Origin of the sequence: Alkalidesulfovibrio alkalitolerans DSM 16529 (assembly GCF_000422245.1) — a bacterium.
Taxonomy (GTDB): domain Bacteria; phylum Desulfobacterota; class Desulfovibrionia; order Desulfovibrionales; family Desulfovibrionaceae; genus Alkalidesulfovibrio; species Alkalidesulfovibrio alkalitolerans.
On record NZ_ATHI01000010.1, the window covers coordinates 31,536 to 47,987 of the forward strand.

16 protein-coding genes are annotated in these 16,452 nt (G+C 67.4%); 7 read left to right on the top strand and 9 right to left on the bottom strand.

Features of this window, described 5'->3' with window-relative positions; all coding sequences use genetic code 11:
- Nucleotides 1–12: 12 nt before the first annotated feature.
- The 5 genes from DSAT_RS05860 to era form a co-directional block, all read right to left on the bottom strand.
- Nucleotides 13–741: an OmpA/MotB family protein gene (locus DSAT_RS05860; protein WP_020886673.1), complete on the bottom strand. Its 729-nt coding sequence runs from the start codon at nucleotides 739–741 to the stop codon at nucleotides 13–15.
- A complete protein-coding gene (locus DSAT_RS05865; RefSeq protein WP_020886674.1) occupies nucleotides 742–1,581 on the bottom strand; it encodes an OmpA/MotB family protein in 840 nt (279 codons plus the stop codon). It lies immediately after the preceding gene.
- Nucleotides 1,582–1,595: 14 nt separating this feature from the next.
- Nucleotides 1,596–2,357: a motility protein A gene (locus DSAT_RS05870; protein ID WP_020886675.1), complete on the bottom strand. Its 762-nt coding sequence runs from the start codon at nucleotides 2,355–2,357 to the stop codon at nucleotides 1,596–1,598.
- Between the two features lie 62 nt (nucleotides 2,358–2,419).
- Nucleotides 2,420–3,130, bottom strand: coding sequence for a YggS family pyridoxal phosphate-dependent enzyme (locus DSAT_RS05875; protein WP_020886676.1), 711 nt, complete (start codon nucleotides 3,128–3,130; stop codon nucleotides 2,420–2,422).
- Between the two features lie 39 nt (nucleotides 3,131–3,169).
- Nucleotides 3,170–4,075 (bottom strand): GTPase Era, encoded by a 906-nt coding sequence (era, locus tag DSAT_RS05880; protein WP_020886677.1) that lies wholly within the window; start codon nucleotides 4,073–4,075, stop codon nucleotides 3,170–3,172.
- A gap of 236 nt (nucleotides 4,076–4,311) precedes the next feature.
- Here era and topA point away from each other — a divergent pair, with 236 nt between their 5' ends.
- On the top strand, nucleotides 4,312–6,612 hold the full coding sequence (gene topA, locus DSAT_RS05885) for a type I DNA topoisomerase (protein WP_040370877.1): 2,301 nt from the start codon (nucleotides 4,312–4,314) through the stop codon (nucleotides 6,610–6,612).
- Nucleotides 6,613–6,714: 102 nt separating this feature from the next.
- Nucleotides 6,715–7,086: a response regulator gene (locus DSAT_RS05890; protein ID WP_020886679.1), complete on the top strand. Its 372-nt coding sequence runs from the start codon at nucleotides 6,715–6,717 to the stop codon at nucleotides 7,084–7,086.
- A 27-nt stretch (nucleotides 7,087–7,113) separates the two neighbouring features.
- Here the strand turns inward: DSAT_RS05890 and DSAT_RS05895 are convergent, their stop codons facing one another.
- The 4 genes from DSAT_RS05895 to DSAT_RS05910 form a co-directional block, all read right to left on the bottom strand.
- Nucleotides 7,114–8,133, bottom strand: coding sequence for a MerR family transcriptional regulator (locus tag DSAT_RS05895; RefSeq protein ID WP_020886680.1), 1,020 nt, complete (start codon nucleotides 8,131–8,133; stop codon nucleotides 7,114–7,116).
- Nucleotides 8,134–8,155: 22 nt separating this feature from the next.
- A complete protein-coding gene (locus tag DSAT_RS05900; protein WP_020886681.1) occupies nucleotides 8,156–9,796 on the bottom strand; it encodes an NAD+ synthase in 1,641 nt (546 codons plus the stop codon).
- Nucleotides 9,797–9,849: 53 nt separating this feature from the next.
- Nucleotides 9,850–10,896 carry a threonine aldolase family protein gene (locus tag DSAT_RS05905; protein WP_020886682.1) on the bottom strand — a complete coding sequence of 349 codons (1,047 nt, stop codon included), beginning with the start codon at nucleotides 10,894–10,896 and terminating at the stop codon, nucleotides 9,850–9,852.
- A 233-nt stretch (nucleotides 10,897–11,129) separates the two neighbouring features.
- Entirely contained in the window at nucleotides 11,130–11,600 is a 471-nt protein-coding gene (locus tag DSAT_RS05910) for a pyridoxamine 5'-phosphate oxidase family protein (protein ID WP_020886683.1), read from the bottom strand.
- A 51-nt stretch (nucleotides 11,601–11,651) separates the two neighbouring features.
- Here DSAT_RS05910 and DSAT_RS05915 point away from each other — a divergent pair, with 51 nt between their 5' ends.
- Genes DSAT_RS05915 through DSAT_RS05935 form a run of 5 tightly spaced genes read left to right on the top strand, consistent with a single transcriptional unit; the run spans nucleotide 11,652 to nucleotide 16,269 of the window.
- Nucleotides 11,652–12,410, top strand: a complete 759-nt coding sequence (locus DSAT_RS05915) for a TIGR04283 family arsenosugar biosynthesis glycosyltransferase (protein WP_020886684.1) — start codon at nucleotides 11,652–11,654, stop codon at nucleotides 12,408–12,410.
- On the top strand, nucleotides 12,407–13,141 hold the full coding sequence (locus DSAT_RS05920; RefSeq protein ID WP_020886685.1) for a TIGR04282 family arsenosugar biosynthesis glycosyltransferase: 735 nt from the start codon (nucleotides 12,407–12,409) through the stop codon (nucleotides 13,139–13,141). The genes DSAT_RS05915 and DSAT_RS05920 overlap by 4 nt, the downstream gene beginning before the upstream one ends.
- Nucleotides 13,134–14,300, top strand: a complete 1,167-nt coding sequence (locus DSAT_RS05925; RefSeq protein WP_020886686.1) for a glycosyltransferase family 4 protein — start codon at nucleotides 13,134–13,136, stop codon at nucleotides 14,298–14,300. The genes DSAT_RS05920 and DSAT_RS05925 overlap by 8 nt, the downstream gene beginning before the upstream one ends.
- Nucleotides 14,297–15,289 (top strand): NAD-dependent epimerase/dehydratase family protein, encoded by a 993-nt coding sequence (locus tag DSAT_RS05930; RefSeq protein WP_020886687.1) that lies wholly within the window; start codon nucleotides 14,297–14,299, stop codon nucleotides 15,287–15,289. The genes DSAT_RS05925 and DSAT_RS05930 overlap by 4 nt, the downstream gene beginning before the upstream one ends.
- Nucleotides 15,286–16,269, top strand: a complete 984-nt coding sequence (locus DSAT_RS05935) for an MraY family glycosyltransferase (RefSeq protein ID WP_020886688.1) — start codon at nucleotides 15,286–15,288, stop codon at nucleotides 16,267–16,269. Before DSAT_RS05930 ends, DSAT_RS05935 begins: the two co-directional genes overlap by 4 nt.
- Nucleotides 16,270–16,452: the final 183 nt, after the last annotated feature.

A 16,452-nucleotide genomic window follows, 5' to 3' on the forward strand; every position in this document is an offset into this window, starting at 1 on the left:
GTCTCCCGTGCCTCAAGAATAGCTGCCCAAGCGCGGGTGCGTCTTGAGGAGAATTTCGACCCGCCTGTTCCGGGCGCGGCCCTCTTCGGTCTCGTTGTCGTACATGGGCTGGTTGGGGCCGTAGCCCGCAACCGAAAAACGAATGGGATCGAACTCCTTCGCCAGGAAAAAGCCGAGAACCGCAAAGGCGCGATCGCCCGAAAGCGCGAAGTTGAAGTCCGATGCGCCTCCGACGTTGTCCGAATGTCCGGAAACGACCACCGGAGCCTCGTTCAGCATGAGCAGGAAGCCGATCTGGGTCAAAATCGCATCGGCCCCTGGCCCGAGCCGGGCGCTGGCCGTCTCGAAGAGCAGGCGATCGGAAAGCACCAGGGCCACGCCTTCGGGATGACTAAGGATTTCGAGATTCTCCTGCAACGTCTTCTTATCGATCATATCGGGCAGAACGTCGTCGGGGAAGAGAAGATCCTTGATGCGATCCTTGGGCAGGAGCATGTCCTGGGGACGTTCGATGAGCTCGTAGACCATGCGAACCCGCGATGGCACCTTGCCCGCGCCCCGGTCGGTCAGAAAACCAAAATCCTTTGTGAAGACGGTGATCCGGGTGAGAAAGCTGTGATCCATCGACGACATACTGAGCAAGAGCACGAAAAAAGTCAAAAGCAGCGTGACCAGATCGCCGAAGGTCACGAGCCACATTTGGGCCGGTCCGCCCGATTTCGCGCGCTTCCTGCGTGCCATCTAGCGGTTCTCCGTGGCGTTCGGCGCGGTCGGCCTGCCGACTTCGAACACGAAGCCGCCAACCTCGTAGTCATCGCGGGTCCTGCGGGCCGCGGGCAGCACACGCTCAATCCTGGGTTCGAGCTGATTGCGCTTGTCCAGCACGATGTCCACGCGCCGATTGAGCCGCCTGCCTTGCGGCGTGGCGTTGTCGTGGCGCGGATGATAGCGGCCGAAAGCCTCCAGAAGCAGCTTGTCCGGGGGCAGTCCCAACCCGATCAGGTGCCGGTACACGGCCATGGCGCGACCAAGCGAAATGTTCCATGAAGGATCGAGGACGCGCCTCTCCTCCTGCACGGAGAACCTCTCGCCAAGCTCTTCGCGCAGGGTGGACGTGTGCCCGCCGACGAGGATGGGAAACCCGGCGTCCATGAGCACCGGAGCGACGCGGGCAAGGATGTCGGCCCCTTGCTGGGTCAGCGTGACCGATCCCGGCGCGAAGAGGACGTCGGAGCTGATGGAGAATATCTGCACGAAGCGGTTTTCCGCGAAGCTCAGGTCCTTGGAGAGGTCCTCCCAGAGCATGGGCTTGAGGGGTTCGAGGTCACCGATGTCCTCCATTGGGCCGGGCTCGATGCTCCGCCGGGTGTCGCGGGTGCTGAGCACGTCGAAGCTGCGCGTTCCCTCACCGAAGGTGCCGATGATGGACCCGAGCACCACAAGCTTGCGGCGCTCGTCGAGCACGGCCATGGAGTTGAGCAACACGAAAAAAGTCAAAAGCAGCGTCATGATGTCGGAGAAGGTGATGAGCCAAGCCGGCAGACCGCCGCCTCCCCCCTTCGCCTTTCTCTCCCTGGCCATGACACCCGGCCCCTTTACGGCGTCACCTGACGCTGCTTGGGCGGCAGGAAGCTGTTCAGTTTCTCTTCGATGATGCGCGGGTTCTCGCCCTTGGAGATGGCCAGGATGCCTTCCTTGATGAGGTCGCGCGTCAGGAGTTCGTCGCGGCTGCGGTCCTTGAGCTTTCCGGCCATGGGCAAGAAGACGAGGTTGGCAAGTATGGCGCCGTAGAAGGTGGTTATGAGGGCCACGGCCATGGCCGGGCCGATGGTGCTCGGATCGGACATGGTCTGCAGCATCTGCACGAGTCCGATGACCGTGCCGATCATGCCCATGGCCGGAGCGAAAGCCCCCATGACGCCGACGATCTCGGCTCCGGCCTCGTGCCGTTGCTCCAAATAGGAAACCTCGGTGTCCAGGATACTCTCGATGGTCGCGGGCTCCAGGCCGTCCACGGTGAGCTGCAGCCCCTTACGCAGATAGTCGTCGTCGATTTCCTTGAGCAGCGGCTCAAGGGAAAGAATGCCCTCGCGGCGGGCGCGGTTGGCGTATTCCATGAACCGGCCGATGATTTCGGAGGGGCTTTCGGCCTTGGTGAACACCGTCTTCTTGATGACGCCGATGACGGAAAGCACCTTATTGAGGGGATAGTTGACCAGGGTGCAGCCGATGGTTCCGCCGAGAACGATAAGCGCCGAAGGCACGTCGGCGAAGACGAGCAGCGAGGAACCGACCATGATGCCCGAGAGCACCAAGCCGAACGCGAGAACCAAACCTATGATGGTCGCCAGATCCATAGCAACCGAACTCCTCTAACGGTTCCTTCCGTGTAGCGAGGGCGCCGTCGCGCCTCGCGTCATCATGCCGGGGCGGGGCGCTCCCCGAAAATCCGAGTCCCCACGCGCACGAGCGTGGCCCCTTCCTCCACGGCCTGGACGAAGTCGCCCGTCATCCCCATGGAGAGTTCGGGCAGTGGCACCCCCAACTCCTTCGAAAGACTGTCCCGCAGCTCCCGCAAGGCCCGGAAAAACGGCCTCGACGCTTCGGGATCGTCGGCAAAGGGCGGCATGACCATCAGCCCCGAGAGCCTGAGCCCCGCAAGGCCAACCACTTCCCGCGCCAGGTCCTCGGCCGCGCAAACCCCGGTCCCGCGCTTTTGCGCCTCACCCGCCAAATTGACCTGGACGAGCACGTTTTGGACGGTCTGGGCCGCCACGGCCCGTTTATGCAAGGCTTGGGCCAACTTGAGAGAGTCGACCGAATGGACCAGGTGAAAGGCCCCGACGACGAAGCGGGCCTTGTTGGTCTGCAAACCGCCGATGAAGTGCCAGCGAAGCCCCTCTACGTCGCGCAGAGCCGCCTGTTTGGCCAGAGCCTCCTGCATGTAACTCTCGCCGAAGTCGCGCTGCCCGGCCTGGGCCAGTTCGCGCACCGCCTCGGCGTCGTGAGTCTTGGAGACGGCCACCAACCGGACGTCCCCAGGATCGCGTCCGGCCCGGCGTGCCGCCTGGGCGATTTCCTCGCGCACGGCCAAAAGCCGCGTCACGGGCTCAGACTCTCGCGCTTGCATCGAACCCTCCCCGGAAACGGCCGCGCTCACGGCCGCAGCTCACTCCCCGAATCCCAGACCACGCAAAAATCCGGGATCCTCGGTCCAGCCCTCGCGCACCTTGACCCACAGTTCGAGGTGCACCTTCATGCCGGTCATTTCCTCGATTTCCAGGCGGGCGGCCTGGCCGATGCGCTTCAACCGTTCGCCGCGCTTGCCGATGATGATGCCCTTGTGGTTGTCGCGCGCGGTCCAGATGAGCGCACCCACGCGCAACAGCCGCCCCTCCTCCGACCACTGTTCGATTTCCACGGCCGTCTGGTAGGGAAGCTCCTGGGAAAGTTCCAGAAAAACCTTCTCGCGCACGATTTCGGCCACCAGAAAGCGAAGCGGCACCGTGGAGAGTTGGTCTTCGGGGAACATGGCCGGTCCCTCGGGCAGGCAGGCCGTAAGACGCGCCAAAAAGCCGTCCACCCCCTCGCCCCGGGTCGCGGAGACGGGAAATATCTCCGCTTTTGGCCACAGAGCACCGATGCGCGCCAGGACAGCGAGCAAGACCCGCTTGTCGGACACGAGGTCGACCTTGTTGGCCAGGACGAAGAGCGGCCTCGCCTCCGAGGCCAGAGGCTCGCGCAAAGGCGCGGTCTCCTTGTCGAAAAGGCCAGGCTTTTTGGCGTACAGCGCGGCGTCGAGAACCACGGCCACGGCGTCGGCCTGGGCCAGGGCGTCCCATGCGGTCTGCAGCAGGAAGCGGTTCATGCGGCCGCGCAGGCGGTGCAGACCTGGAGTATCCATGAAGACCACCTGGGCCTCATCCGTGGTCCAGATGCCGCTGATGCGGTTACGCGTGGTCTGGGGCTTTGGCGTGACGATGGCCAGCTTTTCGCCGAGCACGCGGTTCATGAGCGTGCTCTTGCCTGCGTTGGGGGGGCCCATCAGGGCCACGGTGCCGAAAACATGCCGCATGGTGTCGTCAGGACAGAAATGGACAACCGTTCGCGTCCAAAGCTTTTCCGCCCCTGTATCTCCTTTTCGAAAATTTCGCTCAGGAGGCACCATAGCTGGTGTGGCGCGGCCTCACAAGGGGCGCGACGCGGCCTGAAAACGAAGCCGAAGTACGGCCGCACGCTTCGTTTACGGGACATTGCAGCGGCAAGCGCCCCTTGCCATGACCACGAAGCATGTCTATAGCTGCGCTCGACATGGCCAAAAACCTCATCATCGTCGAGTCCCCAGCCAAGGTCCGCACCATCAGGAAATTCCTCGGCAAGGACTATGCTGTCGAAGCCTCGGTCGGCCACGTTCGCGACCTGCCCTCCAAGGACCTGGGCGTGGACGAGGCCAACGACTTCGCCCCGAAGTACCAGGTCATCCCCGGCAAACAGAAGGTCGTGAGCAAGTTGCGCGAGGCCGCGGACAAGGCCGAGCGCATCTACCTCGCCCCCGACCCCGACCGCGAGGGGGAGGCCATCGCCTGGCATGTGGCCGAGATCCTGCGCGAAGCGGGCGGCAAGAAAAAGACCGCGGCCGAAAAGACCATCAGCCGCATCCAGTTCAACGAAATCACGGCCAAGGCCGTGCGCGAAGCACTGTCCCATCCCCGCGAACTGGACGTCCGCCTCTTCGAGTCACAGCAGGCCCGGCGCATTCTGGATCGGCTCGTGGGTTACAAGCTTTCCCCCCTGCTCTGGAAGAAGGTCAAGCGCGGTATCTCGGCCGGCCGCGTGCAATCCGTGGCGCTTCGCCTGATCGTGGACCGCGAGCGCGAGCGCCAGGCCTTCGTGCCTGTGGAATACTGGCCCTTCAAGGCCGAGTTGGCTGCAGACGAGCCGCCCGCGTTCACCGTCGACCTGTGGAAGGTTGGCGGCAAGCCCGCCCAGATCGGCTCCGCCGAAGAAGCCGAAGCCCTCGCCGGACGTATCGAGTCGGCGGAATTCACCGTCGCCGAAGTCACGGAGAAGGAGCGCAAGCGCGAACCCGCGCCGCCTTTCATCACTTCCACGCTCCAGCAAGAGGCCAACCGCCGCCTGGGCTACTCGGCCAAGAAGACCATGGGCGCGGCCCAAAAGCTCTACGAAGGCGTGGAACTCGGCGACCTTGGCATCGTGGCCCTCATCACCTACATGCGCACCGATTCGGTGCGCATCGCCGACGAGGCGCGCGAGGCCGCACGGGCGCACATCGCCGCCACCCTGGGCGAGGAGTACCTTCCGGCCAAGCCGAGGGCCTTCAAGACCAAGGCGGGCGCGCAGGACGCGCACGAAGCCATCCGCCCCGTGGACGTGACCATCACTCCGGAGCGGCTCAAGGCCGTACTCCCGGCCGACCTCTTCAAGCTCTACCGCCTCATCTGGCAGCGCTTCGTGGCCTCCCAGACCGCCCCGGCGCGCTTTTGGGACACCCAGGTCACCATTGCGGCCGAGGATACCCTGTGGAAGGTCAAGGGCGAGCGCCTGCTTTTTCCCGGCTTCCTGAAGATTCTGGGCCGCGACGAGGACGACGCCGCCGATCTGCCCGAAAGCCTGCCCAAGCTGACCAAGGGCACGGCCCTGAAACTGCAAAAACTGCTCAAGGAACAGAAATTCACCCAGCCGCCGCCGCGCTTCACCGAAGCCTCGCTGGTCAAGGAGCTGGAGGACAAGGGCATCGGCCGGCCCTCCACTTACGCGGCGATCATCTCCACCCTGCTTGACCGCGACTACGTGCGGCTGGAGGAGAAACGCTTCGCCCCCTCCGAACTCGGCTCCACGGTCTCGGACATGCTCGCGGCCCACTTCGCGACCCTCATGGACGTTGGCTTCACCGCGCGCATGGAGGAGCAGCTCGACGAGGTGGCCGAGGGCAAGGAAGACTGGGTGCGGCTGCTCAAGTCCTTCACCGGCGATTTCTATCCCACCCTGGACAAGGCCCAGTCCGAGATGGCCGGAGTCAAGGGCAGCGGCAAAGAGACCGGCATCGTCTGCGAGCTGTGCGGCAAGGAAATGGTCATCCGCTTCGGAAAGAAGGGTGAATTCCTGGGCTGCTCGGGCTATCCCGAATGCCGCAACGTCAAGGAATTCACCCGCGACGCCTCCGGAGCCATCGTGGTCAGCGCGCGCAGCGAGGAGACGCCGCGCGTGGTGGGAACCTGCCCCGAGTGCGGCAAGGACCTCGTGGTCAAGACCTCGCGCACGGGCTCGCGCTTCATCGCCTGCACCGGGTATCCGGCCTGCACGCACTCGCGGCCCTTCTCCACGGGCGTGAAATGCCCGCGCGAGGGCTGCCCGGGCGAGCTGGTCGAGAAAAGCTCCAGGCGCGGCAAGGTCTTTTATTCCTGCGACCAGTATCCCAGGTGCGACTACGCCCTGTGGGACTGGCCCATCGCGCAGCCTTGCCCCGAGTGCGGCTCTCCCGTCCTGGTGCGCAAGACCACCAAGGCGCGCGGCGAGCACATCGCCTGCCCCAACCCCAAATGCCGCTTCACGGCCGACATCGAGACCGACGAAGGCCCTGCCGAGGCCTGACCGCCCTTCCCGCGTTTTCCGCTTCTGTCGGCATTTCCTACTTGACCCGCTGGAAACGGGAGCACATAGTATTGCTTTCCGGTTTCAAGGGAAGGGGCGGAGATGAAGGTTCTCCTGGTCGAAGACGAAAAGATCATCGCCTTGTATTATAAGAAGATTCTCGACGGCATGGGAGTCCAGGTGCTCGTCGCGCACAGCGGCGAGGACGCCTTGGCGTTGCTTGACGCCCAGCCCGCGCCCGATCTTTTGCTCATGGACATCAATCTCGAAGGCGGCATGGACGGCATCGAGGCCTGCTCCAGGATCAAAATGCGCTTCGACGTGCCCGTGGTCTACGTGACCGCCTATTCCGACCCCGACACCAGGGCCAGGGCCGAGAAGACCGGGCCGAGTGCCTATCTGGTCAAACCCGTAGACGCGAACACCCTGCGCGACACCGTGCGCTCCTTCCCCGCCTCGGACAACAACCACTGATCCGGACCGCCGGTCTCGCCCGCCCACCTACCTTCCAGGGCCGGGCTTTTCGACGAAGTCCCGGCCGATCTGCTTGAACAACTCGTAGAGAAAAAAGACCGGCACGTCGCGTCCGGCAAAGCTCAGGCGCTCGATGAGCACGACCCGGTTGCCCTTGGGCGTTTTGGTGCGGCGCACGGCCAGATGGTGCTGCCGCTCGTCGCACAGCCCAGGTCCCTCCACCAGGTGCAAAAGCCAGCGATCCTTGTGACCGTCGGCCCAGCGCACGGCCACGGAGCGGTCCCCTCGTTCGAGAAGCCCCAGAAAATCCGCCAGGCTGAAGTGCTTGTGCGTGCCCGCACTGACGCCGAGAAATTCGCCCTTCTCGGAGCGAAAAACCAGCGGCAGCCGCCTGAATTCCTCCCCAGGCCCGAGCGTCTGGCGCAATTCAGCCATCTGCTCGGCCAGCCGCTCCTTCTCCGCGCGCAAACGGGCGATCTCGGCGCGAAGCTCGGCCGCCTCCTTGGCCCACGCACGACGATCCTGCTCCCGCGCGGCCTCGGCCTGGGCCTTCGCCTCCTCCCCCACCCTGGGCACCTCGGCCCTAAGCGACTTGAGCGCCGCGGCCAACTCGCCGAAGGAGCCGGGCACGGCCCTCCAGCGCCGGTATTCGCGCCACAGGATGGCCAGGGTGTTGCGGATCAGGCTCACGTCGGCCAGGGCAGCCTCGTGCGCGGCAAGCCGGGCGTCTATGGCCGCAACCGCCGGAAGCGTCCGCGCGCCCATTTCTTTGGCGTCCGCCCCGTCCTGGCCGGGCAGGGGCGCTTGCAGGCGCATGGCCAATTCCGCGTGCAGCCGCTCGAATATCTCGGGCGTGGTCAGCCCCTCGCGGTAGAAGCCTGAAATGCAGGACAACAGGGCCGCGGCCTCGGCCGGATAGCGCATGGTGCGCCCGCGCTGGCGGCCCGCGAAGAATTCATCGAAAAGACGAACGTAGCGGCGGGCGGTGTTTTCGGCGATGCCGATCTCTTCGGCCAGTTCGGCAATGGTCTTTTCGCCCGCCGTCATGCCCGCGCCCTCCCGTTCGCCCTCAACCCAGCCGACAGGCCAGCGGCATCCGCCAGCCCGTGCCGAAGGCCCGTTGGGTGACCTTGAGCCCAGGCGGAGCCTGACGGCGCTTGAATTCCGCCGAGGCCACGAGCCGGGCCACGCGGGCCACGGTGGCCGCGTCGAAACCCCTGGCCGCGATCTGGTCCACGGACAGGCCCGACTCCACATGCAGGGCCAGGATGGCGTCGAGCACGTCGTAGGGCGGCAGGCTGTCCTGATCCTTTTGCCCGGGCCGAAGCTCGGCCGAGGGCGGCTTCTCGATGATCTCGCGCGGGATGGGCCCGCCGACACGCTCGTTCACGTGGTCGGAAAGCCTGTAGACCATGGTCTTGGGCACATCGGCCAGCACGGCCAGTCCGCCCGACATGTCGCCGTAGATGGTGCAGTAGCCCACGGCCAGTTCGCTCTTGTTGCCCGTGGTGAGCAGCAGCGAGCCGAACTTGTTGGACAGGGCCATGAGCAGATTGCCCCGGATGCGGGCCTGGATGTTCTCCTCGGTCACGTCCGGGGCGCGGCCCGCGAAGGCCGGGGCCAGGGCCGCGTCGAAGGCGCGCATGAGGTCCGCGATGGGCATGGTCAAGGTGCGGATGCCGAGCCTGCGCGCGAGTTCGAGGGAATCGTCCACGCTGCCCCGGCTCGAATAGGGCGAGGGCATGCAGACCCCGAGCACGTTGTCCGGACCGAGCGCCTGGGCCGCGATCACGGCCGTGAGCGCGGAGTCGATGCCGCCGGAAAGCCCGAGCACCGCCGAGGAGAAGCAGGTCTTGCGCGCGTAGTCGCCAAGGCCGGTCACAAGACCCTGCCAGACCTCCTCCAGATCGGAAAGGTCAGGCTCGCGCACCTCCCCGGAAAGGTCGGCCAGATCCACGAGCAGCAGATCCTCGGCAAAGGCGCTGGCGCGCGCGAAGATGCGGCCGTCGGGCGCGGCCGCGCAGGAGCGGCCGTCGAAGAGCAGGTCGTCGTTGCCGCCGACCTGGTTGGCGTAGAGCACGGGCACGCCCAGATTTCGCGCGATGGCCGAGAGCATGGCCTCGCGCGCCTGATGCTTGCCCATGGTGAAGGGCGAGGCCGAGAGGTTCAAGAGCGCGTCCACGCCCGCGCGGCCGATCTCGGCCACGGGGTCGCGCTCGTAGAGCGGATGCTCGAAGAACCCCGCGTCGTTCCAGATGTCCTCGCAGATGGTCACGGCCAACCGCCGTCCGCCAAGTTCGAGGATGTTCAGTCCGGGATACGCTTCGAAATACCGTGTCTCGTCGAAAACGTCATACGAAGGCAGGAGCGATTTGCGATACGAAGCGGCCACGCGGCCCTTGGAGAGCAGAAGCGCCGCGTTGTACAGCGGCTTGCCCCGGCCCGAGGCGTTCTCCTCGATGCAGCCCAGAAGCACGGGCGGGCAATCGGCCAGCCGCGCGGCCAGATCGCGCGCTCCCTCTGCCGCGCGGCGCGCGAAGTCGGAGTAGAGCAGCAGGTCGCGGGGCGGATAGCCCGTGAGGACCATCTCCGTGGTCAGACACAGGTCGGCGGAAAGCACGGCGGCGCGGCGCACGGCCGCCTCCACGCGGGCCGCGTTGCCCTGCACGTCCCCCACCACGGGATTGGTCTGGATGAGCGCGATGCGCATGCCCTGCCTGTACGCCATCGCGGGCCGCGTCGCAACGCGCGCGAGCAGTCTTGTCAGATGTCCAGTGAGGAGCGCACGGCCGCGGCAAAGGCGCGCACGTCCTCCTCGCGGGTGTCGAAGGCGGTCATCCAGCGCACCTCGGGGTCCTTGGCCGGGTCCTCGTCGCGCCAGACGTAGAAGTGCCAGTCGGCCTCCAGCCGCGTCAGCGCGGCACGCGGCAGGCGGGCGAAGACGTGGTTGGTCTGCACCGGCCGGGTGATGGAAAGGCCGGGCAGGTCCTGCACCAGTTCGCCGAGCAGCGCGGCCATGCGGTTGGCGTGGCGGGCGTTCGCGAGCCACAGGTCGTCTTCGAGCAGGGCCGAGAACTGGGCCGCGATGAAACGCATCTTGGAGTAGAGCTGCATGGCCTGCTTGCGCTCGAAGCGGAAATGGGCCGCCAGACGCGGCTCGAAAAAGATCACGGCCTCGCCGAACATCAGGCCGTTCTTGGTGCCCCCGAAGGACAGCGCATCCACGCCGCACTCGGCGGTCAGCGCGGCCAGCGGCAGGTCGAGCGCGGCGCAGGCGTTGGCTAGGCGCGCGCCGTCCATGTGCAGGAACATGCGGTGTTCGTGGGCGAAGTCCGCTAGGGCCCGTATCTCGTCGGGCGAGTACAGGGAGCCGTATTCCGTGCACTGGGTGATGGACAGGGCCGCGGGCTGGGAGTGGTGCTCGTTGCCGATGTCGCGCAGAAAACGCCGGAAATCGCCGGGCGCGACCTTGCCGTCGCGCGAGGGCACGGTCAAAAGCTTGGCGCCGGTGAAGCGCTCGGGCGCGCCGCACTCGTCCACGGCGATGTGGGCGCAGTCGGCGCACAAAACGGCCTGGTGCGGCCGGATCATGCTCGAAAGCGAGAGCACGTTGGCGGCCGTGCCCAGGAAGACGAAATAGGGGTCGATGTCCGGCCCGAAGTGCCTGCGCAACAGCTCGTCCGCCCGCGCGGTCGCGCCGTCCTGGCCGTAGGGCTTGGCCGGGCCGTCGTTGGCCTTGGCCATGGCCTGCAAGATGCGGGGATGCACGCCGCTGACGTTGTCGCTGGCGAAGCTCTTGAGCGTGTTCATTCTCGGCTCTCCCGATCTCTTTTCACGCCGTTCGGCGCTGTCCGGAAAGGCGCGGTCATGATCCAAAATCCGCCGCGTGTAAAGGGAGGCAACGCCGCAGATGGCGCTACTCCATCTTCGCAGGCCGCTCAAAATGCGTCAGATGCAAGGCGCAAGGGAAGTTCAAGGCCGACGCGTATTGCCAATACGCGAGGGTTTGAACTTCTCGCTGCAACGCCGCAGATGGCGCATTTTCAGCGGCCTGCCGCCGGGTTGCGCTTGCCGGTGAGCATGTCGGGCGAGAGCGCCAGCACGCAGGTGGCGGCAAGCGCCGCATCCGGGAACTCGGGCGCTACGCCGGGCAGAAGCTGCCGGGTGATGACCGAAAGCCCCTTGCGCTTCTCCGCCTCGTCCTCGACCACGCGAAGCTTGCCCCAACCGCAGACGCTGGCGTAATGCGCCGTGGCCTCGCAGGGGCTTTGCGCGGAAACCACGGCGTAGTCCACGAGCACGGAAAAACCCGCGCGCGGGTCGCGGGCCAAAAGGTCGAGCCGCGTGCCCTCGCGCGCGCAGTGCAGCCAGATCACGCCGTCCTCGTAGCCGTAGTTCATGGGAACCACGTATGGCCCCTCGGCCGCGTTCAGGGCCAGGTGTATGACCTGCCCGCGCCGAAGAAGGGCCTCGATTTCACCCTGGTCCTTGATTTCCCGAAGCGCCTTGCGCATGGTATCCTCCGCTGGCGCGGTCTTTTGCCGCGCGCAGACCCTTATGTCACCATGACGAGTCGAGCGAAAGACCCCATCCCCCGCCTGAGCGTCGTCATTCCGGCGCTTGGCGAGGCCGCGACCGTCTGCCGGGCCGTTTCCTCCGTGGCCCTGGCTGCCGCTTGCGCGGACATGGTGGCCGAGGTCGTCGTGGCGGACGCCGAGCCCGGCGACGGCGGTTCGACCCTGTCCGCGCTCGACCGCCTCGACCCGGCCGCCCGCTCGCGGCTGGCCGGGGTGCGTGGCCTGCGCGCGCCGCAGGGCCGGGCCAGGCAGATGAACGCGGGCGCGGCAGCGGCCAGGGGCGAAATCCTGCTCTTTCTGCACGCGGACACACGCCTGCCCGAAACCGCCCTGGCCACGGCCGCGCGGCTATTGGACAACGGCGCGCGAGCCGGGGCCTTCGGCCTTGAGATCGACTCGCCGCGCGCCTCGATACGGTTCATCGCCCGGATGGCCACGCTGCGCGCGCGATTCCTGGGACTGCCATTCGGCGACCAGGGGCTTTTCCTACGCCGCGACCTGTTCGAAAATCTTGGCGGCTTCGCGGACCTGCCGCTCATGGAGGACGTGGAGTTCGTGCGCCGCCTGGCCAGAAACGGCGCGCGCCCGGTCGTGGCCCGTGAAAACGTCGTGACTTCGGCCCGCCGCTTCGAGCGGTTGGGGCCGCTGGCCTGCACCTTGCGCAACTGGACGCTGCTCTCGCTCTACCTGCTCGGCGCGCCGCCCGCGCGGCTGGCCCGCTTCTACCGGCCCATGGGAGGCGCATGAATCCGGCCGAGCGCGTAATCGTCATGCTCAAGACCCCGCGCCCAGGCGAGGTCAAGACGCGCCTCGCGGCCGCGCTTGGGCCGGATCAGGCCGCACGGCTGGCCCAGGCCTTTGCCGAGGACGCGCTGGCCGCCGCGCGGCAGACAGGCGCTCCCCTGGCCGTATCCTTCACCCCGGCCGAGGCCGCGACAGAAATCGCGACCTGGCTCGGCCCGGACATTCCGCTCTGGCCGCAGGTCGAGGACGACCTCGGGCGGCGCATGACCCATGCCCTGGGGCTGGCCTTCGCGGCCGGGGCGACGCATGCCCTGCTCATGGGCAGCGACGTGCCAGACGCGCCGCCCGCGCTCATCCGTGAGGCGCTCGACCTTTTGAGCACGCATGCCGCCGTGCTCGGCCCCTGCGAGGACGGCGGCTTCTGGTGCATCGGGGTTTCAGCCCACGTCTTTACGCCCGACATGCTCGACCGCCTTCCCTGGAGCAGCGAAACCACCCTGGCCGCGACCGTCGAACGGCTGGCCGCGCTCGGCGTACAGCCTGCGCTCCTGCCGCAATGGCGCGATGTTGACACGCTTTCCGATTTGCTGAATCTTCAATCGCGCTTGGAAAAGACCCCGAACGCGGCCCCCGCGACCCTTGCCCGCCTGCGCGAATTGCCGTCCGGACCCTTGTCCGGCCAGCCGTGCGGACCATCCCTTGCCACGACACGAGAGCCCGCTCGCGATGACTGAAGCAACCGTTACGACACCCCCGCGCCTGCTCTTCGTGGTGGCCGAGGACTATTACTTCTGGTCCCACCGCCTGCACCTTGCCCGCGCCTGCCGCGAGGCCGGAGCCGAGGTGCACGTGGCCTCGGCCATGAACGCCTGCCGCGAGCACATCGAGGCCGAGGGCTTTATCGCCCATCACCTGCCCTTCGATCGCGCGGGCCTGAATCCCCTGCGCGAGGCCTCGTGCGTCGTGGCGATCGCGCGTCTCCTGCGCGCGGTGCGACCCGATCTGGCCCACCTCGTGGCCATCAAGCCCATCCTTTACGGCGCGCTGGCCGCACGCCTGGCGGGCGATCCTTCCCTGGTCGCGGCCGTGGCGGGCATGGGCTTCGTCTTTCTGCCCGGCGGCCGCAAGCGGCGCGTGCTGCGCTTCGTGGCCGAGAAGTGGTATCGCCTGTTTCTCAAGGGGCGGCCCAATGTGCGGCTGCTGGTGCAAAACCCCGACGACAAAACCCACTTCCTGTCCCACGGCCTGATCGATCCGGGGCAAGTGGACATTGTGCCCGGCTCCGGCGTTGACACCGGACGTTTCACTCCCGCGCCCGAGCCCGTGGACGGCCCGGTGCGGGTTTTGACCCATTCGCGCATGCTCTGGGACAAGGGCATCGGCGTGCTCGTGGAGGCGGCCGGGATTTTGGCCGCGCGCGGCCTGGAGATGGAATTTCTGCTCGCGGGCGAGCCCGATCCCAAGAACCCGGCCGCCATCAGCCCCGAGACCCTGGCCGCCTGGGACGGAAAGGACGGCGTGCGCGTCCTTGGCCGCCGCGCGGACATCCCCGAGCTTCTCGCATCCTGCCACATCGCCTGCCTGCCCTCGTTTCGCGAGGGGCTGCCGCTCTCGCTCATCGAGTCGGCCGCGGCCGGACGGCCGCTCGTCTCCACGGACGTGCCCGGCTGCCGCGAGATCTGCCGCCACGGCGAAAACGGTCTCCTGGCCGAGATCCGCGATCCGGTCTCACTGGCCGACAACCTCGAACGGCTGGCGCGCGACCCCGAACTTCGCCGCGCCTTCGGGGCCAAAAGCCGCGAAATAGCCGAGAACATCTTCTCCAAGGAGGCCGTGGTGGCCCGGACCTTCGACGTGTACCGGCGGCTGTTGCGTGGAGCGTGGCCCGCATGAGCGCGGCAGGGGCGAAGCTTCACATGGCCGTGACCGGCGCGGCCGGATTCGTGGGCCGGGCCGTGTGCGCCGAGCTTTTGGCGCGCGGGCACGAGGTCACGGCCCTGACGCGCTCGGCGGACGCGCGGACTTCCGGGCATCTACCCGAGGGCGTGCGCGAGCGCGCCGTGGGCGATCTGGCCATGCCCCAGGGGCTGGCCGAGGCGCTGCGCGGCGTGTCCGTGGTCGTGCATCTCGCGGCGCGGGTGCACCGCATGCGCGAGGACGCCTCCGACCCCCTGGCCGCGCACCGCGCCGCCAACCGCGACCTGACCCTGGCCCTGGCGCGCGAGGCCGCGGCCCAAGGCGTGCGCCGCCTGGTCTTTTGCTCCACGGTCAAGGTGCTGGGCGAGCGCACCGCGCCGGGCCGCCCGTTTCGCGACGACGACCCGCCCGCACCCGAAGACCCGTATGCCGTGAGCAAGCGCGAGGCCGAGGAAGGGCTCTTCGCCATGGATCGCGAAGGCGTGATCGAGGCCGTGGCCGTGCGGCCGACCCTGGTCGTGGGTCCGGGCGCTGGCGGCAACCTGGCGCGGCTGGCTGCGGCCGTGGCGCGCGGGCTGCCGCTGCCGCTTGGGCTGGCGAATAACCGCCGAAGCCTCGTCTCGCTGCCCAACCTGGCCCTGGCCCTGGCCCTGGCCGCCGAGCACGAGGCCGCGCCCGGCAAGGCCTATCTCGTGCGCGACGACCGCGACATCTCCACGGCCGAACTGTGCCGCCTGCTGGGCGAGGGCATGGGGCGGTCGGCCAGACTCTTGCCCGTGCCGCCGGGCCTGATCTCGTTCCTGGCGAGGCTCGCGGGCAAGGGCGCGGCCTGCGGCCGCCTTTTGGGCGACCTGTGCGTGGACGACGCGCGCATCCGGGCCGAACTCGGCTACACCCCGCTCGCGGACCTTGGCGAGAGCGTACGCGCCATGGGCCGGGCCTTTGCCGCCGGAGGCCGCTCATGAGCTGGTCCCTGGCCGCCGGGCTCTTCGTCCTGGCCCTGATGTGCGGGCTTGCGGCCACGCGGCTGGTGCTCGGCTACGCCTCGCGCTGCCTGCTCGACATCCCTTGCGGCCGCAGCTCGCACACCGCGCCCACGCCGCGCGGCGGCGGCCTTGGCTTCCTTTTGTCTTTCGCGGCCGTGGCGCTCGTCCTGCGCGGCCTTGCGCCCGAGGCCGCCCGTCCCGACCCCCTGCCCCTGCTGCTCGCGGCCGCGCCGTTGGCCTTCGCGGGCTGGCTGGACGACAAGCGCGGCTTGTCGCGCCGCGCGCGCTCGCTGGTGCAGTTCGCCTGCGCCACGGCGCTCGTGGCCTGGCTCGGCGCGCCCCAGATGCTCACGCAGATCATGCCGCACGCGGCGGCCTTCGTCCTGTGCGTGGTCGCGGCCGTGGCCGTAATCAACTTCACCAACTTCATGGACGGCATGGACGGCTTCGTGGCCGGGGTGTCCGTGGTCATCCTGCTCTTCGCGGGCGCGGCCTTCGCGGCCCCGCTGTGGTGGGCCCTGGCCGGGGCGGTGGCGGGTTTCCTGTTCTTCAACTGGCATCCGGCGCGCATCTTCATGGGCGACGTGGGCAGCACCGCGCTCGGACTTTTCCTGTGCGCGGCCTTCCTGGCTCCGGCCGCCGGGCCGGACTTCTCCTGGCCCATGATGGCCGTGGGCCTGCCGCTTTTCGGCGACGCCCTCTACACCCTGGCGCGCCGCGCCCTGCGCCGTGAAAACGTCCTCAATGCCCACCACAGTCACGTCTATCAGCGGCTGATGCGCTCAGGCCTCGGCCACGACGCCGTGGCCCTGCGCTACGTGGGATTGAGCGCCGCATGCGGCCTGCTCGGCCTGGCCGGGGCGACCGGCGCGCTCGCCGCGCTCTTGGCCTGCCTCGCGGGCCTCGTCGCGGCCGAGCTGCGCTGCGCGCGGGCCGACGTGCCCTTCACCAAGTCTTGAACGAGCTGTTCAAAAACCATCCAGCACGGCAAAAACGCCAGGCGGGCAGGCTGCAAACCCGCCTGCGCACTGCCTAAAGGCGTGCTGCAACCTCTTCGCATGCGGCTGTTCACAAGCCTCGTCTCTCGGGCCGCATAAGAAAAGCTCCAGAGGCAAGGCGCGGAAAAGATTCAAGCCCTCGCG